The following is an 18,828-nucleotide window of genomic DNA, read 5'->3' on the forward strand; positions in this document are numbered from 1 at the left end:
GGATTCCGCGGCGTCCTTCCCCTATTTGCCCTGCCAAATTCCCGCATTTGAAGGATGTCGCGACCCAATGGCCGCCCAATATGCATTTGTGATGAAGGACATGACCAAGTCCTTCCCCGGCGCGCAAAAGCCGGTGCTCAGCCACATCAACCTGCAATTCTATCACGGCGCCAAGATCGGCATCGTCGGCCCCAACGGCGCCGGCAAGTCGACCCTCATGAAAATCATGGCCGGCATCGACAAGGACTTCCAGGGCGAGGCCTGGCCTGGCGAGAATGTAACCGTCGGCTTTCTGCCGCAGGAACCGCACCTCGACCCGACCAAGAACGTGCTTGAAAACGTCAAGGACGGTGCTCGCGATGTCGCTGACATGGTCGATCGCTTCAACGCGATCTCGGCCGAGATGGGCGACCCCAGGGACGACACCGATTTCGACGCGCTGATGGAGGAAATGGGTACCCTCCAGGAAAAGATCGACGCGGTCGACGGCTGGACGCTCGACAACCAGCTTGAAGTGGCGATGGAGGCCCTGCGCTGCCCGCCGTCGGACTGGCCGGTCGAAAATCTGTCTGGCGGCGAGAAGCGCCGCATCGCGCTGACCCGCCTGCTGATCCAGAAGCCGTCGATCCTGCTGTTGGACGAGCCGACCAACCACCTCGACGCCGAAAGCGTCCAGTGGCTGGAAAGCCATCTCAAGGAATATGCCGGCGCGGTGCTGATGATCACCCACGACCGCTACTTCCTCGACAATGTGGTCAGCTGGATCCTCGAAATCGATCGCGGCAAATACTTCCCGTACGAGGGAAATTATTCGACCTACCTGGAGAAGAAGGCCAAGCGCCTTGAGCAGGAGGATCGTGAGGAATCCGGTCGCCAGAAGGCGATCAAGGACGAGCTTGAGTGGATCCGGCAGGGCCCCAAGGGCCGCCAAACCAAGTCCAAGGCGCGTATCGCCAAGTTCGACCAGCTGGTCGCCGCCCAGGAAAAGCATGTCCCGGGCAAGGCCGAAATCCTCATCCAGGTGCCGGAGCGGCTTGGCGGCAAGGTCATCGAGGTCAACAACATCTCAAAGGCCTATGGCGACAAGCTGCTGTTCGACGACCTGTCCTTCACGCTGCCGCCCGGCGGCATCGTCGGTGTGATCGGCCCCAACGGCGCCGGCAAGTCGACCCTGTTCAAGCTGATCACCGGCCAGGAACAGCCGGACTCCGGCAACGTCGATATCGGCCCGACCGTCCACCTCGGCTATGTCGACCAGAGCCGCGATCACCTCAACGACAAGAATAATGTCTGGGAGGAGATCTCGGACGGCCTCGACTATATGAAGGTCAACGGCCACGACCAGTCGACCCGAGCCTATGTCGGCGCCTTCAACTTCAAGGGCCAGGACCAGCAGAAGAATGTCGGCAAGCTGTCAGGCGGCGAGCGCAACCGCGTCAACATCGCCAAGATGCTTAAGCGCGGCGGCAATGTGCTGCTGCTCGACGAGCCGACCAACGACCTCGACGTCGAGACGTTGAGCGCCCTCGAGGAGGCCATCGAGAATTTCGCCGGCTGCGCCGTGGTCATCAGCCACGACCGTTTCTTCCTCGATCGGCTTGCGACCCACATTCTGGCGTTCGAGGGCGACAGCCACGTCGAATGGTTCGAGGGTAATTTCGAGGCCTATGAGGAAGACAAGGTCCGTCGCCTGGGTGAGGAAGCCACCCGCCCGCACCGGACGACCTACCGCAAGCTGACGAGGTAAGTCGCTACGCGGAGACCCAATCGGCAGTCACGCGTTCGGCGGCTGCCATGTCGTCGACGACCAGGATCAGCCGGTTGGCATGATCGCTGTACTGGGTCTCTATATTGACTCCGGCATCGGCCAGGGCGCCGGCGATCGCGCCAAGTTGGCCCGGAATTTCCTGCTTCAGCCGACGGATCAATACCGGCCGCACCGTCGCAATGCCGATCCCGGCATTTTCGAGCGCAACTCGCGCGGCTTCGCCATCTTCGACCAAAAAATGGGCGTATCCGACGCCGTCGACGGTGAACACGCCGCCGCCTTCCAGGCTGACGCCTGCAGCGCCCAGGATTTCGCCGAAGCGTGCCAGCGATCCGGGTTGGCCCGGCAGAGCGATGGAAACGTCAAACATCAGTTCTTGACGGCTGCGCGGACGGTTTCGTGAATGTCCTCGCGGATCTGGTCCCGGAGCTCGTCGCGGCCATCCGCAGTCAGCTGCTTCTGGCGGTTGATTTGATCCTTCAGCCTTTCCAGATCGGCTCGCGCCTGGTCCCGCCGGACATCGGCCGCCGCAACTTCCTCGTCGGTCCCGTCGCGGACGCGGAGCAGGGCGAGGTCGGTTTCGGCCTTGACCAGCCGGCCGACCGCGTCGGCCAGCGCGCGCTTGGTTTCCGCCGGCACGTCGACTTCCTCGCCGTCGCTGCTGACTACCGTCATCTTGTCGAAGCTATGATCGATGGTGCGGTCGACGCGCGCCTCGATCCGCTCCGCGACGGATCGCGCATGATCGGAGTCATCGCCCCATGACAATATTCCGTTGCCGTCCTGCAGGATCATTCCCGCGATCAGCGCAACTCCGGCTATCCCAATCCAGAAAATGCGGCTTAACATTCCAGGCCTCGTTTGACTGTATAGCTCATATAATACAGCTTCGTCCTGCTGCAAAGGATGTCATATGCCCATCTGTTTCGCCAGCGAAGCCGAATTCCGGCGCAAGCAGCCATGATCGCCGTCACCGCGCCCCTGCAATATTGGTCGAACGGGGAGGGCGGTTCGCACTTCCTGACGATCGCCGAGGATGCATCGCTCGAAATCCGGGCTCACGCCTTCCTCAATCCGCGCGGATTCCGCTCGGTCAAGGTCGAATGCACCATCGGCGAGATCGTGTGGCGGACGTCGGTCTTTCCACAGAAGAGCGGCGGTTATTTCCTGCCGATGAAGATCGATGTCTGCCGGCGCGCCGGCATTTCCGCCGGCGATCGGGTGACCGTAACGCTCGACCTGCTCTGATCAACCTTCCGGCAGCGGTTCGCCGGTCGCATCCTCGGTTCTGACGACGGTCCTGTTGCGCTTCGCGTCGAGGCTCCATGGTCCGGGCCCTGCCGCTGCGACAGCCAGAAAGATGAAGCAGAACAGGATCGCAGACTCGCCATGATTCAAAAGGGGGAAGGTCGAGTCCGGCGCATGCACGGTCCAATATGCGTAGGCCATTTCTCCCGAGAGCAGAAAGGCCGCCGGCCGCGAAAACAGGCCGGCGATCAGCAACAGGCTGCCGAAGATCTCGATTACGCCGGCGATCCAGAACATTGAGAGGACTGGTGGATTCATGCCGATTGCCGGAAAGCCAAACAGCTTGCCGGTGCCGTGCATGAGGAACAGCAGCGCGGCAACGATTCGAAGCAGGCTCAGCGCCTGCGGTCCAAAACGGCCTTCCGCCATCGATTGCCTCCCTGCCTTCGCCTAGCGCAGCCGTTTGACCATCATCCGGCCGTCATCGCCGACCTTGGTGCCGAAATTGGGCAGCGCCTTGATCAGGTCCGACAGCCGGTTGAAGCCGTAGTTGCGGACCGCAAAGCTCGACACGGCCTTGGCTCGCTGGCCCATTTCGCTGAGCGCGGCATAGCCTTCCTCGTCCCGCTTCGAGGCTTTGAAGGCGTTGCCCAGGACGTGAAGCAGCTCGGTATCGATCGGCCGCTGGCCTTCGCCAACGATCGGCTGCTCCAGTGCCTCGGCCTCGGCCGCCGCCAGCGCTGCAACATCGAAGAAACGGGTACAGGCCTGCTGGAAGCTGGTCGGGGTCTTGGCGGTTCCGAAACCGTAGACCGGCAGGCCGTCCTCGCGGATCCGCTGGGCGAGCGGCAGGAAGTCGGAATCCGATGACATGATGCCGAACCCGTCGACGTGACCGCGATAGAGAAGGTCCATCGCGTCGATCGTCATCCGCATGTCGGTGGAGCTTTTGCCCTTGACCACGTCGAACTGCTGCATCGGCACGATCGAATGCAGTCCGGTTAACGCACCCCAGCCCTTGAGGCTGGTCTTGGCCCAGTTGCCATAGGCCCGGCGAATATTGATCGTGCCAAGCTCTCCCAGCACCAGAAGCACCTCGTCAATATGGTCCGGCGAGGCGTTGTCGGCGTCGATCAGCAAGGCAATGTTCAGCTCGGATTCGGCAAAGTCGTTACGGTCAGCCATCGAGTCTTTCGTTCTGTTTATCTGCCGTTCATTCCGCAACGGGGTCGGAACGAAACCGGCGTCTGAACGCTTTAATGCCACGAACGGCGAAAAAGATTCAGGAAGGATGTTGTGATGAAGCGTCTAGTTTTTGCGTCCATAATAGCAAGCAGCATCGCAGTCTCCGGCTGCGCCACCGATCCCTATGGCTACAATGGCGGCTATCAATATGACTCGCAGGGCCGTCGCGTCGCGACTGGCGCGGCGATCGGCGGCGCCACGGGCGCGGTCGTTGGTGCCGTGGTTCCCGGTGTGAACCCGATAACCGGTGCCGTCGTTGGCGCGGTGTTGGGCGGCGTCGCCGGTGCGGTGATCAAGGGACGGCAATATTATCGCGATACCCGCGGCTATTGCTATTACGTCGACCAGTACGGCAACCCGATCTACGATTATAATACTCGTTGCTAGCCGTCCGGGGGACGGCGTCAGCGAAGAGTATCGTCGCTAGATATTTAGCAATGTAAGTTCAGGCGGGGCGGAAGGTTTCTTCCGCCTCGTCGAGTATGTAGAGCCTGCCATCCGCTATCGAAAAATGGCAGCCGTGCAGCGATAGCCTGCCATCGGCCTCCCGCTCCGCGACCCAGGGGAAGGTGCGGAGATTGGCGAGCGAGACCCGCACGCCCTCCCACTCCATTTCGAGGAATGCGTCGCGATCCAGGTGGCTATGCCTGGCGGTAACGCGGTCGCGCGCTTCGTCCAGCTGGCTCACCCATTCGGCGATGAAGTGGCCTTCGCCCGGCGCGGCATGGTCGAATTTCCGGGTCAGTGCCGCTGCGCAGCCGCCGCACAGGCCGTGGCCCATCACGACCACTTCCTCGACCTCCAATTGTGTCACGGCAAATTCCAGCGCGGCGGAAACGCCATGCAAACCCGGTGTCGTTTCGAACGGCGGGGCCAGCGCCGCAACGTTGCGGACGACAAACATCTCGCCCGGATTGGCGTCGAAGATCACGGCCGGCTCGACTCGGCTGTCGGAGCAGGCAAGGACCATGACTCTCGGGCTTTGGCCTTCGGCCAGTTCGGCCCATCGTTCATGCTCATTGTGCCAGTCGGTCGTGCGAAAGCGGCGATAGCCGTCGAGCATGTCGGAAAAGCGAGTCATCGCCGCGCTCGCTACCGGCAACGGGGCAGGGGTGGCAAGTCGGGATCCAAATCGCTATCTGGCCCGGCATGAACGCTCCGCTTCCTGTTCCTCCCCAGGCGCCCAAGCAGCGCAAGCCCGACTGGATCCGGGTCAAGGCACCCGTCAGCGAAGGCTATCATGAGACGCGCAAGCTGATGCGCTCCCTGAACCTCGCCACGGTGTGCGAGGAAGCTGCCTGCCCGAATATCGGCGAATGCTGGACCAAGAAGCACGCCACGGTGATGATCCTTGGCGACACCTGCACCCGGGCCTGTGCCTTCTGCAACGTCAAGACCGGCATGCCGATGAAGGTCGACCCGCTGGAGCCGGAGCATGTCGCCATCGCCGCGGCCAAGCTCGGCCTTGAGCATATTGTCGTTACCTCAGTCGATCGCGACGACTTGCCCGACGGCGGCGCGTCGCAATTCGTCAAGGTGATCGAGGCGCTGCGCCGCGAAACTCCGCATACGACGATCGAAATCCTGACCCCCGACTTCCGCAACAAGCATGAAGCAGCGGTAGAGGCGATCGTCGCGGCGCGGCCTGACGTCTACAATCACAATCTCGAGACCGTGCCGAGGCTCTATCCGACGATCCGTCCCGGCGCGCGCTATTACGCTTCCTTGCGTCTGCTAGAGCAGGTCAAGAAGCTCGATCCGTCGATTTTCACCAAGTCAGGGCTGATGGTCGGGCTGGGTGAGGAGCGGCTCGAGGTCCATCAGGTGATGGACGACATGCGCTCGGCCGGGATCGATTTCCTGACGATGGGCCAGTACCTCCAGCCGACGCCGAAGCATGCCAAGGTGGAGGAGTTCGTTACGCCCGACGCGTTCAAGGCCTACGCCTCGATTGCCCGGGCCAAGGGCTTCCTGCTGGTCGCGGCATCGCCACTGACCCGGTCGAGCTATCACGCCGGCGACGATTTCCAGAAGATGCGCGATGCCCGCAACGCCCAGCTGGCGAGGGCAGGGGGCGTCATCGCCTGATGCCGCGGCATAGCGAGACGCGCCACCTACCATATACCCCGGATCAGCTGTTCGACCTCGTCGCCGACGTCGGCAGCTATGACGAGTTCCTGCCATGGGTCAGCGCGGTCCGCATCCGGTCCGACAGCGAGCATGAGATGGTCGCCGACTTGATCGTCGGCTTCAATGCGTTCAAGGAGCGGTTCGCCAGCCGTGTGACCAAGGAGCGGCCAGGGCATATCTGCGTGGACTACATCGAAGGCCCGCTAAAATATCTGAAGAATGAATGGCGCTTCGAACCCGCGCCGCAGGGCGGCACCAACGTCCATTTTTCGGTCGATTTCGCGTTCAAGTCGCGGATTTTCGAGAGTCTCGCCGGATCGATGTTCGACCGGGCGCTGCGGCGCATGACGGGCGCGTTCGAAAAGCGCGCCGAGCAGCTCTACGGCATCAGCAGGTCGAGCGCGCAAAGCGCCGCCTGACGGCGAATTCCCGAACGGCCTTCCTTGGCATCGAACAATTGTTGGTCCGCCACGATTTCGTCCGGGCCGGCCCGCCTCTCGGCGCGGGCGAATACCACCGTTCCAACCGGCTTCTGCTCGGTTCCGCCATCGGGTCCGGCGATACCAGTGATCGCGACCGCGACGTCGGCTCCGGATGCCTCGAGCGCGCCCTGCGCCATCGCCCAGGCTGTAGCGACACTGACCGCGCCGAACGTCTCGACGACGTCCGGAAAGACATTCAGCTCGGCGATCTTGGCCTGGTTGGAATAGGTGACGTAGCCGGCTTCGAGCACGTCCGAAGACCCGGGTATTTCGGTCAGGGCGGCGCAGACCAGCCCGCCGGTGCAGCTTTCGGCGACGGCGACCCGTCGGCCTGCCTGGCGGTTTGCGTCGATCACTGCCCGCGCCTTGGCGACCAGGTCATCAGGAAGAAGGTAATCACTCATCATTTGGGTCCATCCGAATGGTCGCCACCGCCTGGGCCGCGATTCCCTCTCCGCGCCCGGCAAAGCCAAGTCGCTCGGTGGTAGTGGCCTTGATGCTCACGCTGGATTGGGGAAGTTGCAATATTTCGGCGATGCGTGACCGCATGACGTCGCGATATGGGTGCAGCTTGGGCGCTTCGCAAATCACCGTGCAGTCCACAAAGTCGATCAGCCCACCCTGCTCGCGGATCAGCGTCGCGGCATGGGCCAGGAAGATCTCGCTATTAGCACCCTTCCACCGGGGTTCAGATGGGGGGAAATGCTGGCCGATGTCGCCCAGGCCGGCAGCGCCCAGCAACGCATCGGTAATTGAATGTAGCACGACATCGGCATCGCTGTGGCCGGCCAGGCCGCGTTCGTGTGGAATCTCGATCCCGCCCATCATGATCGGCCCTTCGCCGGCAAAGGCATGAACGTCGAAACCCAAGCCAGTGCGGCTGATCAGGCGTGCGGCTAGCATAGCTTCGGCCCGGGCCCAATCGGCAGGCCCGGTCAGCTTGTCGAGCCGAACATCGCCCTCGACCGCCGCAATGGTCAGCCCGGCGGCCCTCGCGACGGTTGCTTCATCGGTTGGCGATGGGCCCGTCCAGCGGGCGAAGGCATCGCTGAGATCCGCAAGCCGGAAGAGCTGCGGGGTTTGCACGCGCACGGCGTCGGTCCGGTCGAGTGGAACGCCGAGCGTCTCGCCTGCCCGGGCGATTGTGTCGGGTATCGACAGGACCGGTACCGCCCCCTGATGCTTTTCCAGCGCAGCCAGTAGCCGGTCGATCACCTGTGGCGGGCAAAAGGGACGGGCGGCGTCGTGAACCAGGATGACGTCGCAATCGATCGCGGTGAGGCCGGCGCGAACGCTGTCAGACCGCTCGGCGCCGCCAATGATAAGCTCGCCGACATCGCGCTGGCCAAGGGCCTGCCCGGCCATTTCTTCCTGACCTTGTCCGATGACCACGCGCACTGCGTCAATCGCCGGATGTGACGCCAATGCGTCGACCGCATGGGCCAGCACGGCCTTGCCTCCGATCGGGCGAAATTGCTTGGCTATTCCTCCGCCGAGCCGGCTTCCGGAGCCGGCGGCAACGATGAGGGCGGTGACGGTTTGCTTAGTCATTGGCGCCGCGCCTTGCCCGTATCCGGCCCTTCCTGTAAAGGCGCGCCCTCCCATGAGCCTGGTAAAGCCCATCCACGTCGGTCCGGTGACCATCGACGCGCCCGTCATTCTGGCGCCGATGACGGGCGTCACCGATCTGCCGTTCCGCAAGGTCGTCAAGCGCTACGGGGCAGGCCTTACCGTCAGTGAGATGATCGCCAGCCAGGCAATGATCCGCGAGACCCGCCAGTCGCTCCAGAAGGCGGCCTGGGATCCGAGCGAGGAGCCGGTGTCGCTCCAGCTTGCCGGCTGCGGACCTGTCGAAATGGCCGAGGCGGCAAAGCTCAACGAGCAGCGCGGCGCGGCGATCATCGACATCAACATGGGCTGCCCGGTCAAGAAAGTAGTCAATGGCGATGCCGGGTCGGCATTGATGCGCGACCTGCCGCTGGCCGCTTCGATCATCGACGCGACCGTCAAGGCGGTGAAGGTGCCCGTGACGCTCAAAATGCGGATGGGATGGGACCATCACAGTCTCAACGCGCCGGAGCTCGCCCGCATCGCCGAGGACCTCGGGATCAAGATGATCACCGTTCATGGCCGCACCCGCTGCCAGATGTACAAGGGCGAGGCCGATTGGGCGTTCGTCCGTTCGGTCAAGCAGGCGACCACGCTGCCGGTGATCGTCAATGGCGACATTTGCAGCCTTGAGGACGCCCGCACGGCTTTGGCGCAGTCGGGCGCCGACGGGGTGATGATCGGCCGCGGCGCCTACGGCAAGCCCTGGCTGCTGGGGCAGGTAATGAGCGATCTTTCCGCCGACGGTCACAGGCCCGACCCCTCGATGGACGAGCAGCTCGACCTGATCCTCGAGCAATATGACGCCATGCAATCGCTCTATGGCGTGCAGACCGGCGTCAATCTCGCCCGCAAGCATATCGGCTGGTACACCAAGGGGCTGGCGGGCTCGGCCGAGTTCCGTAACCGGGTCAACACCCAGGACGATCCCAAGGTCGTCACCGCGATGCTCGAGGAATTCTATTCGCCCTGGCTCGCGCGGTCGGCCGCCTGACTAGAAACTGTGTTCTTTATGCAACGCGTCCATGCTAGGCCTTGCCTGGCATGGATGTGCAGACACTCGAATCTGACCTGAAGAAACGCCCGATTCCCCGCTGGCTCGCTCGCGAGAAGGAAAGCGGCCGGATCTACGATTGGGCCACCTACGCCAGCGCCGCGCTGTTCGCCGGCATGCTGGTGCTTAGCTATTTACTGCTGACCCGCGGGGGCGCGCCCGGGACGATGCTGTCTCCCGGGCTGATCGCAGTTCTGCTTATTGGTAACCTCATTCCAGCCATCGCGTTGATGGTGCTCTTGTCGCGGAGAATCGCAAGGGCGCGGGCGGTCGCGCGAGCGATCGGCACCGGCCAGCTTCATACGCGAATGGTCGCGCTATTCTCGGTGATCGCGGCGGTTCCAACGGTCATTATCGCCATTTTCGCGTCGTTCCTGCTGCAATCGGGATTGGAGTTCTGGTTCTCGGATCGCGCCAAGGGGATGCTGGAAAATACGGCCCAGCTGGCACAGTCGACTTACACCAGTGAGGTCAATCGCGTTGGTGGCGAGGCAGTCACCATGGTTTCCGATTTCTATAAATATATGGGTCCCAAGCCCATGGCGAACCCGCGCTTCGACCAATTCGTTGCCTACCAAACCTATCAGCGCGGTCTCAACGAGGCCGCGGTTATTAGAGTTACGCCAAATCAGCCGATGGTGGTGTTAAGCGGCGTCAATTACGTTGATGGGCTCATCGATCCATCGCGCGTCGCCCAAGCACTGGCCCAACTCAAAGGCGACACGCAAGCAGCTGAGGTCGTGACGCAGGGACGGATCGCCGTCATCACCCCGCTAACCAATGACCCCGGCGCCTATCTCTATGTGGCACAACAAGTCACCAGCGATTTCCGGAAACAGATCGAAAGCGCCACCGGCGTCCTTACGGACTATCGCGAACTCCTCGAGCGGAGTCGGATCAATCAGCTCCAGTTCAACGCTGCACTGCTCGCCTTGGCTCTCATCGTCGCGGCCGGAGCCATTTTCGCCGCGCTGAAGATTGCCGATCGCCTTCTCCGTCCGGTTGAAGAGCTGGTCGATGCCGCAGGCCGGATCGAGGAGGGGGATTTCACCGCACGAGTTCCGATCATCGGCGATCCCGATGACGAGCTGGCGACGCTGGGGACCGCCTTCAATCGCATGACCGGAAAGCTCCAGGAGCAGACCGGGGCGCTGATCAGCGCAAATGAGCAGCTCGACACAAGGCGCGCCTTCATCGAGGCGGTGCTGTCGAGCGTGACCGCCGGCGTCATCGCGCTCGACGGATCGGGCCGCATCTTGCTGACGAACCGGTCGGCGGAAACGCTGATGCAGCGGGGCGGGAACAGCATCGAAGGCAGCGAGCTCGGCGACGTTTCGCCAGAGCTTGGCGAATTCCTCAGTGGAGAGAGCCGCGACGCCGACGTACTGGTCCATCTGGCCGAAGGGCAGCGCACCCTGGCGGTCAAGCGGATGCGCTACGCCGATGGATCGGTGCTGACCTTTGACGATATCACCGACCAGCTGAGCGACCAGCGCCGCGCCGCCTGGTCGGACATTGCCCGGCGGATCGCCCATGAAATCAAGAACCCGCTGACCCCGATCCAGCTTGCCGCGGAACGGCTGCAGCGTCGCTACGGCGAAGAAGTCACGTCCGATCCGGAAACCTTCGCCCGCCTGACCGACACGATCGTCCGGCAGGTTGGCGACCTGCGGCGGATGGTCGACGAATTTTCCAATTTCGCCCGGATGCCGAAGCCGGTGTTCCGCGACGAGAATGTTCACGACATCGCCCGGGCCGCCCTGTTCCTGCATGAGGTTGCCCATCCGGGCATCAGCTTCAGCATCGATCCGCCGTCGGGTGACATCCGCATGGTCTGCGACCGGCGGCAGCTCAGCCAGGCGCTTACAAATATCGTCAAGAACGCGGTGGAAGCCATTGAATTGAGGCGAAATCGTGGAGAACAACATTCCGATGGAGACCGCATCGACCTTTGCATCAAGCGCGAAGCGGACCAGCTGGTCGTCGACCTCACCGACACCGGCGTGGGACTGCCCGAGGACCGCGAGCGGCTGACCGAGCCATATATGACGACCCGCGTCCGCGGGACGGGCCTCGGCCTCGCCATCGTCAAGAAGATTGTCGAGGAACATCTTGGCGAGATCGCCTTTCTCGACAGGACGGGGGGAGGGACCCGGGTGCGTATCGCCTTCGATGCCGACCGGCTCGAGGCGCTGGCGACCGAGGAACCGAACGCAGCCGCGCCCGGCGAGGGCGAAGATGAGGATTATGACGAGGAGGACCATAGCTGATGGCGCTTGAGGTGCTGGTGGTCGACGATGAGGCGGATATCCGCGAGCTGGTAGCCGGTGTGCTGGAGGATGAAGGCTATGCCGTGCGCTCGGCCGCCGACAGCAATGCCGCGCTCGACGCCATCGACGATCGCCGTCCCAGCCTGGTGCTGCTCGACGTCTGGCTCCAGGGCTCCAAGCTCGACGGGCTGCAGCTGCTCGAACAGATCAAGCGGCGCGACGCCACGCTGCCGGTGCTGATGATCTCCGGCCATGGCAACCTCGACACCGCCGTCGCCGCCATCCGGGAAGGCGCGGTCGACTTCATCGAAAAGCCGTTCAAGGCCGATCGCCTGCTCCACCTTGTCGGCCGCGCCACCGAAACCGACCGGCTTCGCCGCGAAGTGGCGACCCTGCGGACCCAGCTTGGTCCCGACGACCAGCTCGACGGCACCTCGGTGGCGATCAATACGGTGAGGGCAACCTTGAAGCGTGTGGCTCCGACCGGGAGCCGGGTGATGATCACCGGGCCCGCTGGTGTCGGCAAGGAAATCGCCGCGCGAATGATCCACAATTGGAGCCCGCGCGCCGCCGCCCCGTTCATCGTCCTCTCCGCGGCGATGATGAGCCCGGACCGTGTCGAGGAAGAGCTGTTCGGAAGCGAGCAGGGCGGCGTATCCCGCCCCGGCCTGCTCGAACAGGCTCACGGCGGAACCATCTTCCTCGACGAAATCGCCGACATGCCGGCGACGACGCAGGCCAAGATCCTGCGGGTCCTGACCGACCAAAGCTACACCCGGGTCGGCGGCCAGCGCCCGGTCAAGGTCGACGTTCGGGTTTTGTCGGCGACGTCGCGCAACCTTGCCGACGAAATTGCGGCTGCGCGCTTCCGTGAGGACCTATATTACCGCCTGAACGTCGTTCCGGTCCGGATCCCGCCGCTGCGCGAGCGGCGCGAGGATATCCCCGAACTGGTCAACCACTTCCTCGCCCGTTTTGCGGCCGAGCGGCGAATTCAAACCCCGGAATTGTCCAAGGAGGCAATTGCCGCGCTCCAGGCCCACGACTGGCCGGGCAATGTCCGGCAGCTCCGGAACATCATCGAGCGGACGTTGATCCTCACTCCTGGCGATCAGATCGGCTGCATCGAGGTTGACCTGCTGCCCCCCGAAGTAATCGATTCCCAGGGGTCGGCGGGGCTGGGCGGCGCGTCGATGGCGATCATGGGCTCGCCCTTGCGCGAGGCGCGGGAAAGCTTCGAGCGCGAATATCTGAAGATCCAGATCCGCCGCTTTTCGGGCAATATTTCCCGGACCGCCTCGTTCATCGGAATGGAGCGATCGGCCCTTCACCGCAAGCTCAAGGCGCTTGGCCTGGGCGACAAGCGGGATGAGGAATAGCCGCAGCCATGGCCGACAAAGCGCTGAGCTTGCAGGATCAATTCCTGAATTCGATCCGCCGGTCCAAGGTTCCGGTGACGATATTCCTGGTCAAGGGCGTCAAGCTGCAGGGGATCGTGACCTGGTTCGATCCCTTCTCGATGCTGCTGCGCCGCGATGGCAATGCGCAGCTGGTGTACAAACATGCCATTTCGACCATCATGCCCGCTCATGCGCCGGCCGATCTTGAGCTGGCCGCCGGTGGGGAAGGGGGCAACGGAAAGAAGCCGATGCTTCAGGACTTGTTCCTGCAGGCGGCGGCGCGTGAAACGGAGCCGATGACCATATTCCTCGTCAACGGAGTCATGCTTCAGGGGGCGGTAGCCGGCTTCGACCAATTTTCGTTGCTGCTCGAACGCGGCGGGCAGGTACAGCTGGTCTACAAGCACGCCATTTCGACGCTGCAGCCGGGCCATCCGCTTCACCTGGGGGGTGAAACCACCCCGGAGGACGACGGCTGAGCATCTTCAAACGAACAGACGACAGCGGCGTGGCGCGCGGCGAACGCGCGCTCGTTGTGGTGCCGGAACGGGTCGGGGCAGGAGGCTTGCGCTCGCTCGACGCGCGGATCGATGAGGCCGTCGGCCTCGCCCAGGCGATCGGCGTCGACGTCATCGGCAAGAAGAGCTTTCGCCTGCGCCAGGTTCGGCCCGCCAGCCTGTTCGGCAAGGGACAGGTCGAGGAAATTGCCGCGCTGGCCGAGCGGTATGACGCTACGCTGCTGGTGGTCGACGCCGGCCTGACACCGGTCCAGCAAAAGACGCTGGAGGATGAGACCCGGTGCAAGGTGATCGATCGCACCGGGCTGATCCTCGAAATCTTTGGTGAGCGCGCCGCGACGGCGGAAGGGCGGCTGCAAGTCGAATTGGCCCATTTGGACTATCAGGCCGGTCGCCTGGTGCGCAGCTGGACCCACCTTGAGCGGCAGCGCGGCGGCTTCGGCTTCCTCGGCGGGCCGGGCGAAACCCAGATCGAAGCCGACCGGCGGCTGATCCGCGACCGCATGGCGCGAATCCGCAAGGAGCTGGACCAGGTCCGCCGCACCCGCGGCCTGCACCGCGGCCGCCGCCAGCGAGCGCCTTGGCCGATAATCGCGCTGGTCGGATATACCAATGCCGGCAAGTCGACCCTGTTCAACCGCATGACGCAGGCGTCTGTGATGGCCGAGAACCTGCTGTTCGCGACGCTCGATCCGACCATGCGCAACGTCAAGATTCCCGGTTTCGACCGGGCGATACTCTCCGACACCGTCGGTTTCGTCTCCAACTTGCCGACTGAGCTGGTCGCGGCGTTCCGTGCCACCTTGGAAGAGGTGGCGGCGTCCGACCTCATCCTCCACGTCCACGATATCGCCCATCCCGACAGCGACGCGCAGGCCGCGGACGTCGAAGCGGTGCTCTCCACGCTTGGACTGGCCGAGGAGGATTCCCCGCCCCGGATCGAGGTGTGGAACAAGCTCGACCTGCTCGATACCGGCGAACGCAACGAGCTGCTCGGCGAAGCGGAGCGGCGTGAGGATGTGGCTGCGGTCAGTGCGCTCACCGGGGAGGGGGTCGACGACCTGCGTGAGACCATCTCGCACCTGCTCCATTCCGGCGCCCAGACCCACCATATTCGCCTCAATGCCGGCGACGGCGAGCGGATCGCGTGGCTCCACGCCCGCGGCGAAGTGCTCGAGCAACAATCCGATGGCGATCAGCTCCAGCTTGCGGTCAAGCTCAGTCCAGAGAATTGGGCACGCTTCGAGCGCCTCTAGGCTTCGACCGACGCCTTCTTTGCCGCAACCCAAAGCTCTTCCATCTGATCCAGGTCCATTTCGGCAAAGCCGGGCGCCTGCTCAATTTTCCGGAACCGCGTTTCAAACTTGCGATTAGCCTTGCGCAGCGCCTCTTCCGGCTCGATCTTCAGAAACCGTGCGAAGTTGACGACGGCGAACAGCAAGTCACCGACTTCCTCTTCCAGCTCTTCTGGCGGCGCACTGGCGATTTCGTCCAGTTCCTCGCGGATCTTGGCCTTGGGACCGTCAATATCGGGCCAATCGAACCCGGTCCGGGCGGCCCGCTTCTGCAATTTCATCGCTCGCTCCAGCGCGGGCAGGGCGAGTGCAACGCCGGCCAGCGCGCTCTTGTCATCGAGCTTGGAGCGTTCCTCGGCCTTGATGACCTCCCACAGATGATGGCCGCCTTCTTCGGCCTCGCCAAAGATATGGGGGTGACGGCGCTCAAGTTTGTCAGAAATGCGCGTCAGCACGTCCTGCAGCGTGAAATGGCCGGCTTCCTCGGCCATTCGGGCATGAAACACGACCTGGAGCTGCAGATCGCCGAGCTCGTCGACCAGTGCGTCCATGTCGCCGCGCTGGATAGCATCGGCGACCTCATAGGCTTCCTCGATCGTGTAGGGTGCGATCGTCTCGAAGGTCTGAACGCTGTCCCATTCGCAGCCGGTCTCGCGATCGCGCAGCCGCTTCATGATATTGTCGAGGCGGTCGAGGCCCATTTTTGTCTATCTCCAAGGCGTGAGGGACCGTTTGAAGGGCCCTGTCCGATCTGATCTTTGAGTATGATAATATATATTATGTTAAGCACTACGTCAGCCAGCACAGGGGATCCACAGCAAAGCCCCTGCAAAGCTCATCCCTTGAGGATCAGCCATCGACCCTCGACCCCCCAGCGTTCCAGCGAAGACAAATAATTCATGCCGAGCACGTTCAGCTCTTCCCGATCGGCAATGTGCAGCCCGATGTTCTGGCGATTGATCGGCCCCACCGACAGTTCGTCGGCCCGGCCGGTCGCCACGCGCAGCATCCCGTTGCCGGTCCGCACGACCTGGGTCCGGCCATCATTGACGGTGACGCCCGCGGCCTCGGCCACGTCGCGGCCGATCGTTGTCATGGTGGCACCGCTGTCGACCAGGAATTTGACCTTTTGCCCATTCAACTGAGCGTCAATCCAGAAATGCCCGTCGATCGCCATCGGAATGCGCACTTCCTGGCCCTCGACCACCGGATCGCCGGTTGCCTCGGCCTTGAGGCGCTGCGCGACATAGCTGAGATCGTCGCGAAAACTGAACAGGACAAAACCAGCCCCGAAGATCGCGATCCAGGCCAGCGCGATTGTCGCCAGCTTGGCGAATTTCTCGCGGCGCGAAATCAGGGAGCCAGCGACCAGCATGATCGCCATCAGCAGATACAAGCTGCCAAGCATCCAGTCGTTGGTCAAAGCGCAAGCTCCAGGCCGTCATTGGCCGGCTCGGCCCAGTCGGGCAGCCGGGTAGCCAGCGTGGCATAATCCAGCCGTTTGTCGAGGTTCGTCAGCAGCTTACCTTCATGCGGCGGCTTTATTGAACAATCTGAAGAAGTTGGCGGTGGTCGCCTCGGCCAGCTCGTCGAGCGGCTCGTCCCGCAGGTCGGACAGGAAGGCAGCGGTGTCGGCGACGAACGCCGGCTCGCAGGTTTGTCCGCGATGCGGAACCGGCGCCAGGAAGGGCGAATCCGTCTCAACCAGCAGCCGGTCCTGCGGAATCGCCCTTGCCGTCTCCTGCAGATCCTTGGCGTTCTTGAACGTCACAATCCCCGAAATGGAGATGTAAAATCCGAGATCGAGCGCCTTGCGCGCCAGCTCGGCGCTGCCGGTGAAGCAATGCAACACTCCGGCGACGCCCCCCTTGCCCACCTCGCGGGTCAGTATTTCGGCGGTATCGTCCTCGGCATCGCGGGTATGAACCACTAGCGGCAGGCCGGTCGCCCGCGCCGCCTCGATATGCGCCTGGAACCGCTCGCGCTGCGCCGCCCGGTCCGATTTGTCGTAATAATAATCGAGGCCGCACTCCCCGATCGCGATCACGCGGTCATGCTGCGTGGCCTCGATCAGCGCCGCGGCGCCGAGATCGGGATGCGCATCGGCCTCATGCGGATGAACTCCGACAGTGGCCCAGACGTCTTCGTTTCGAGTCGCGGCGCCAATGACGTCATTCCATTCCTTCTGCCGCGTCGAAATGTTCAGAAATCCAGCGATTCCGCGTGCTCGGGCGCTAGCAAGCACCTCGTCCTGCCGCTCGACCAGGCCAGCGTAGTTGAGGTGGCAATGGCTATCGACCAGTTTCACGCCGCCTCTTCCTCCTCAAGCACGAGCCGCGGGAAAATTGGCGTCGGCTGGGCGATCGGCTTCCCGCCCTCGCCGCTGTCGATCAGCGCGATCAGCTTATCCGCCGAGGCCGGTATCACCGGATGAACCGCCACGGCGAGCCTGCGCACTGCCACGACCAAAGTGCCGAGCACTGCCGCCATGCGGTCCGGGTCAGTCTTTTTCAGTGCCCACGGAGCCATGGTGTCGACATATTGGTTGCAGGCGAACACCGCCGCCATCCACGCTTCCAGGCCCGTCGAGAAAGCGAATTGGTCGAACTCCTGGGCCAGCTCGGCGCAGGCATCGTCGACCTGAACCAGCAGCGCGCGATCTTCTTCAGCCTCCCCCGCCGCCGGAATGATGCCATCCAAATTCTTGAAGATCATCGACAGGCTACGTTGGGCCAGGTTGCCGAAACTGTTTGCAAGCTCGCTGTTGGCGCGATTGACGATCGCTTCGGAAGAATAGCTTCCATCCTGGCCAAAGCTGATTTCGCGCAGCAGGAAATAGCGCAGCTGATCTACGCCGAACCGCTCGGCCAGCTCCATCGGGTCGACCACATTGCCGAGCGACTTGGACATTTTCTCGCCCCGGGCGAGCAGGAAGCCATGGCCGAACACCTGTTTCGGCAGCGGCAGGTTCGCCGACATCAGGAAGGCCGGCCAGTAAACCGCGTGGAAGCGGACAATGTCCTTGCCGATCAGGTGAACATCGGCCGGCCAGTAACGGGCATATTCCGCCTCGTCCTGGGCATAGCCGACCCCGGTCATGTAAGTGGTCAGCGCGTCGACCCAGACGTACATCACATGGTCCGGAGATCCCGGCACCGGCACGCCCCAGTCGAAACTGGTCCTCGACACGGAGAGGTCCTTGAGTCCGCCCTCGACGAACCGCACGACCTCGTTACGGCGGCTTTCCGGGCGGATGAAGCCGGGGTTTTCGCGATAGAGCGCGAGCAGCCGATCCTGATATTTGGACAGGCGGAAGAACCAGGTCTCTTCGACGGTCCAATCGACCGGCGTTCCCTGCGGAGACAGTTTCTCCCCGCTTTCGCTCTCGACGAGCTCGCTCTCGTCGTAAAAGGCTTCGTCGCGAACCGAATACCAGCCCTCATAACGGTCGAGGTAGAGGTCGCCGGCGGCCTCCATCGCCCGCCAGATCGCCCTGCTCGCCTCATAGTGGCGCGGCTCCGTGGTCCGCACGAAGGCATCATAACTGATATTCAGATCATTGCACATCTGACGGAAATAAGACGACATTTCGTCGGCATACTCTTTCGTCTCGCGTCCTGCGGCACGCGCCGTCTGGACCATCTTGAGCCCATGTTCGTCGGTGCCGGTAACCAGCCTGACATCGCGCCCCTGGGCACGACGGAAGCGGGCCATGGCGTCGGCCGCGATCGCTTCATAGGCATGGCCGATGTGCGGCTTCCCGTTGGGATAACTGATCGCGGTGGTGATATAATAGGGCTCGGACATTGC

Annotated in this window: 21 protein-coding genes; 10 read left to right on the top strand and 11 right to left on the bottom strand. The window is 63.0% G+C overall.

The annotated features are described in order from the left end of the window. Positions 1-67: 67 nt before the first annotated feature. Entirely contained in the window at positions 68-1,747 is a 1,680-nt protein-coding gene (gene ettA / locus LZ518_RS03845) for an energy-dependent translational throttle protein EttA (protein ID WP_249914708.1), read from the top strand. Between the two features lie 4 nt (positions 1,748-1,751). Here ettA and LZ518_RS03850 read toward each other — a convergent pair whose 3' ends face one another. After that, positions 1,752-2,138: an amino acid-binding protein gene (locus LZ518_RS03850; RefSeq protein ID WP_249914709.1), complete on the bottom strand. Its 387-nt coding sequence runs from the start codon at positions 2,136-2,138 to the stop codon at positions 1,752-1,754. Continuing rightward, on the bottom strand, positions 2,138-2,617 hold the full coding sequence (locus LZ518_RS03855; protein WP_249914710.1) for a hypothetical protein: 480 nt from the start codon (positions 2,615-2,617) through the stop codon (positions 2,138-2,140). Before LZ518_RS03855 ends, LZ518_RS03850 begins: the two co-directional genes overlap by 1 nt. A gap of 111 nt (positions 2,618-2,728) precedes the next feature. Here LZ518_RS03855 and LZ518_RS03860 point away from each other — a divergent pair, with 111 nt between their 5' ends. Further along, the gene (locus tag LZ518_RS03860) at positions 2,729-3,016 is read left to right on the top strand and encodes a DUF1905 domain-containing protein (protein WP_249914711.1); all 288 of its coding nucleotides are present in this window, start codon (positions 2,729-2,731) and stop codon (positions 3,014-3,016) included. On the opposite strand, the gene LZ518_RS03865 is transcribed toward LZ518_RS03860, so the two are convergent. Together LZ518_RS03865 and LZ518_RS03870 are read right to left on the bottom strand one after the other, a co-directional pair. Then, positions 3,017-3,445 (bottom strand): DoxX family protein, encoded by a 429-nt coding sequence (locus LZ518_RS03865; protein WP_249914712.1) that lies wholly within the window; start codon positions 3,443-3,445, stop codon positions 3,017-3,019. It abuts the gene before it with no gap. A 21-nt stretch (positions 3,446-3,466) separates the two neighbouring features. Continuing rightward, the gene (locus LZ518_RS03870; RefSeq protein WP_249914713.1) at positions 3,467-4,201 is read right to left on the bottom strand and encodes an NYN domain-containing protein; all 735 of its coding nucleotides are present in this window, start codon (positions 4,199-4,201) and stop codon (positions 3,467-3,469) included. Positions 4,202-4,315: 114 nt separating this feature from the next. Between LZ518_RS03870 and LZ518_RS03875 the strand changes: the two genes are divergently transcribed. Further along, complete coding sequence (locus tag LZ518_RS03875) at positions 4,316-4,648, top strand: YMGG-like glycine zipper-containing protein (RefSeq protein WP_249914714.1); 333 nt, start codon at positions 4,316-4,318, stop codon at positions 4,646-4,648. Positions 4,649-4,706: 58 nt separating this feature from the next. On the opposite strand, the gene LZ518_RS03880 is transcribed toward LZ518_RS03875, so the two are convergent. Then, on the bottom strand, positions 4,707-5,342 hold the full coding sequence (locus tag LZ518_RS03880; protein WP_249914715.1) for a carbonic anhydrase: 636 nt from the start codon (positions 5,340-5,342) through the stop codon (positions 4,707-4,709). Positions 5,343-5,410: 68 nt separating this feature from the next. Between LZ518_RS03880 and lipA the strand changes: the two genes are divergently transcribed. After that, complete coding sequence (gene lipA / locus LZ518_RS03885; RefSeq protein ID WP_249914716.1) at positions 5,411-6,349, top strand: lipoyl synthase; 939 nt, start codon at positions 5,411-5,413, stop codon at positions 6,347-6,349. Further along, positions 6,349-6,810, top strand: a complete 462-nt coding sequence (locus LZ518_RS03890; protein WP_249914717.1) for a type II toxin-antitoxin system RatA family toxin — start codon at positions 6,349-6,351, stop codon at positions 6,808-6,810. Before lipA ends, LZ518_RS03890 begins: the two co-directional genes overlap by 1 nt. Here the strand turns inward: LZ518_RS03890 and LZ518_RS03895 are convergent. Then, positions 6,771-7,277 (bottom strand): CinA family protein, encoded by a 507-nt coding sequence (locus LZ518_RS03895; RefSeq protein WP_249914718.1) that lies wholly within the window; start codon positions 7,275-7,277, stop codon positions 6,771-6,773. The genes LZ518_RS03890 and LZ518_RS03895 overlap by 40 nt on opposite strands. Then, on the bottom strand, positions 7,270-8,424 hold the full coding sequence (locus tag LZ518_RS03900; RefSeq protein WP_249914719.1) for a bifunctional 2-C-methyl-D-erythritol 4-phosphate cytidylyltransferase/2-C-methyl-D-erythritol 2,4-cyclodiphosphate synthase: 1,155 nt from the start codon (positions 8,422-8,424) through the stop codon (positions 7,270-7,272). The genes LZ518_RS03895 and LZ518_RS03900 overlap by 8 nt, the downstream gene beginning before the upstream one ends. Positions 8,425-8,476: 52 nt before the next feature. Here LZ518_RS03900 and dusB point away from each other — a divergent pair, with 52 nt between their 5' ends. Genes dusB through hflX form a run of 5 tightly spaced genes read left to right on the top strand, consistent with a single transcriptional unit; the run spans position 8,477 to position 14,979 of the window. Then, on the top strand, positions 8,477-9,475 hold the full coding sequence (gene dusB, locus LZ518_RS03905; RefSeq protein WP_249914720.1) for a tRNA dihydrouridine synthase DusB: 999 nt from the start codon (positions 8,477-8,479) through the stop codon (positions 9,473-9,475). Positions 9,476-9,525: 50 nt separating this feature from the next. Next, positions 9,526-11,805 (top strand): sensor histidine kinase NtrY-like, encoded by a 2,280-nt coding sequence (locus tag LZ518_RS03910; RefSeq protein ID WP_249914721.1) that lies wholly within the window; start codon positions 9,526-9,528, stop codon positions 11,803-11,805. Further along, positions 11,805-13,184 (top strand): nitrogen assimilation response regulator NtrX, encoded by a 1,380-nt coding sequence (gene ntrX, locus LZ518_RS03915; protein WP_249914722.1) that lies wholly within the window; start codon positions 11,805-11,807, stop codon positions 13,182-13,184. Before LZ518_RS03910 ends, ntrX begins: the two co-directional genes overlap by 1 nt. Positions 13,185-13,192: 8 nt before the next feature. After that, entirely contained in the window at positions 13,193-13,684 is a 492-nt protein-coding gene (gene hfq / locus LZ518_RS03920) for an RNA chaperone Hfq (protein ID WP_249914723.1), read from the top strand. Continuing rightward, positions 13,681-14,979: a GTPase HflX gene (hflX, locus tag LZ518_RS03925; RefSeq protein WP_249916493.1), complete on the top strand. Its 1,299-nt coding sequence runs from the start codon at positions 13,681-13,683 to the stop codon at positions 14,977-14,979. Before hfq ends, hflX begins: the two co-directional genes overlap by 4 nt. Here the strand turns inward: hflX and mazG are convergent. From mazG to metG, 4 genes are all read right to left on the bottom strand, one after another. Continuing rightward, positions 14,976-15,719 carry a nucleoside triphosphate pyrophosphohydrolase gene (gene mazG / locus LZ518_RS03930; RefSeq protein ID WP_249914724.1) on the bottom strand — a complete coding sequence of 248 codons (744 nt, stop codon included), beginning with the start codon at positions 15,717-15,719 and terminating at the stop codon, positions 14,976-14,978. The two genes, hflX and mazG, sit on opposite strands and share 4 nt — an antisense overlap. A 134-nt stretch (positions 15,720-15,853) precedes the next feature. Continuing rightward, on the bottom strand, positions 15,854-16,441 hold the full coding sequence (locus LZ518_RS03935; RefSeq protein WP_249914725.1) for a retropepsin-like aspartic protease family protein: 588 nt from the start codon (positions 16,439-16,441) through the stop codon (positions 15,854-15,856). A gap of 105 nt (positions 16,442-16,546) precedes the next feature. Continuing rightward, the gene (locus tag LZ518_RS03940) at positions 16,547-17,326 is read right to left on the bottom strand and encodes a TatD family hydrolase (RefSeq protein ID WP_249914726.1); all 780 of its coding nucleotides are present in this window, start codon (positions 17,324-17,326) and stop codon (positions 16,547-16,549) included. Next, on the bottom strand, positions 17,323-18,825 hold the full coding sequence (gene metG / locus LZ518_RS03945; RefSeq protein ID WP_249914727.1) for a methionine--tRNA ligase: 1,503 nt from the start codon (positions 18,823-18,825) through the stop codon (positions 17,323-17,325). The genes LZ518_RS03940 and metG overlap by 4 nt, the downstream gene beginning before the upstream one ends. Positions 18,826-18,828: the final 3 nt, after the last annotated feature.

The organism is Sphingomonas brevis, from assembly GCF_023516505.1.
Classification (GTDB): domain Bacteria; phylum Pseudomonadota; class Alphaproteobacteria; order Sphingomonadales; family Sphingomonadaceae; genus Sphingomicrobium; species Sphingomicrobium breve.

Excerpts from the sequence above, each read along its gene's own strand:
- LZ518_RS03875 (WP_249914714.1), top strand. The coding sequence starts at position 4,316 with ATGAAGCGTCTAGTTTTTGCGTCCATAATAGCAAGCAGCATCGCAGTC.
- LZ518_RS03900 (WP_249914719.1), bottom strand. The coding sequence starts at position 8,424 with ATGACTAAGCAAACCGTCACCGCCCTCATCGTTGCCGCCGGCTCCGGA.
- lipA (WP_249914716.1), top strand. The coding sequence starts at position 5,411 with ATGAACGCTCCGCTTCCTGTTCCTCCCCAGGCGCCCAAGCAGCGCAAG.
- LZ518_RS03870 (WP_249914713.1), bottom strand. The coding sequence starts at position 4,201 with ATGGCTGACCGTAACGACTTTGCCGAATCCGAGCTGAACATTGCCTTG.
- metG (WP_249914727.1), bottom strand. The coding sequence starts at position 18,825 with ATGTCCGAGCCCTATTATATCACCACCGCGATCAGTTATCCCAACGGG.
- LZ518_RS03880 (WP_249914715.1), bottom strand. The coding sequence starts at position 5,342 with ATGACTCGCTTTTCCGACATGCTCGACGGCTATCGCCGCTTTCGCACG.
- LZ518_RS03860 (WP_249914711.1), top strand. The coding sequence starts at position 2,729 with ATGATCGCCGTCACCGCGCCCCTGCAATATTGGTCGAACGGGGAGGGC.
- ntrX (WP_249914722.1), top strand. The coding sequence starts at position 11,805 with ATGGCGCTTGAGGTGCTGGTGGTCGACGATGAGGCGGATATCCGCGAG.
- LZ518_RS03910 (WP_249914721.1), top strand. The coding sequence starts at position 9,526 with ATGGATGTGCAGACACTCGAATCTGACCTGAAGAAACGCCCGATTCCC.
- hfq (WP_249914723.1), top strand. The coding sequence starts at position 13,193 with ATGGCCGACAAAGCGCTGAGCTTGCAGGATCAATTCCTGAATTCGATC.
- LZ518_RS03895 (WP_249914718.1), bottom strand. The coding sequence starts at position 7,277 with ATGAGTGATTACCTTCTTCCTGATGACCTGGTCGCCAAGGCGCGGGCA.
- LZ518_RS03850 (WP_249914709.1), bottom strand. The coding sequence starts at position 2,138 with ATGTTTGACGTTTCCATCGCTCTGCCGGGCCAACCCGGATCGCTGGCA.
- mazG (WP_249914724.1), bottom strand. The coding sequence starts at position 15,719 with ATGGGCCTCGACCGCCTCGACAATATCATGAAGCGGCTGCGCGATCGC.
- LZ518_RS03855 (WP_249914710.1), bottom strand. The coding sequence starts at position 2,617 with ATGTTAAGCCGCATTTTCTGGATTGGGATAGCCGGAGTTGCGCTGATC.
- ettA (WP_249914708.1), top strand. The coding sequence starts at position 68 with ATGGCCGCCCAATATGCATTTGTGATGAAGGACATGACCAAGTCCTTC.
- LZ518_RS03890 (WP_249914717.1), top strand. The coding sequence starts at position 6,349 with ATGCCGCGGCATAGCGAGACGCGCCACCTACCATATACCCCGGATCAG.
- LZ518_RS03865 (WP_249914712.1), bottom strand. The coding sequence starts at position 3,445 with ATGGCGGAAGGCCGTTTTGGACCGCAGGCGCTGAGCCTGCTTCGAATC.
- dusB (WP_249914720.1), top strand. The coding sequence starts at position 8,477 with ATGAGCCTGGTAAAGCCCATCCACGTCGGTCCGGTGACCATCGACGCG.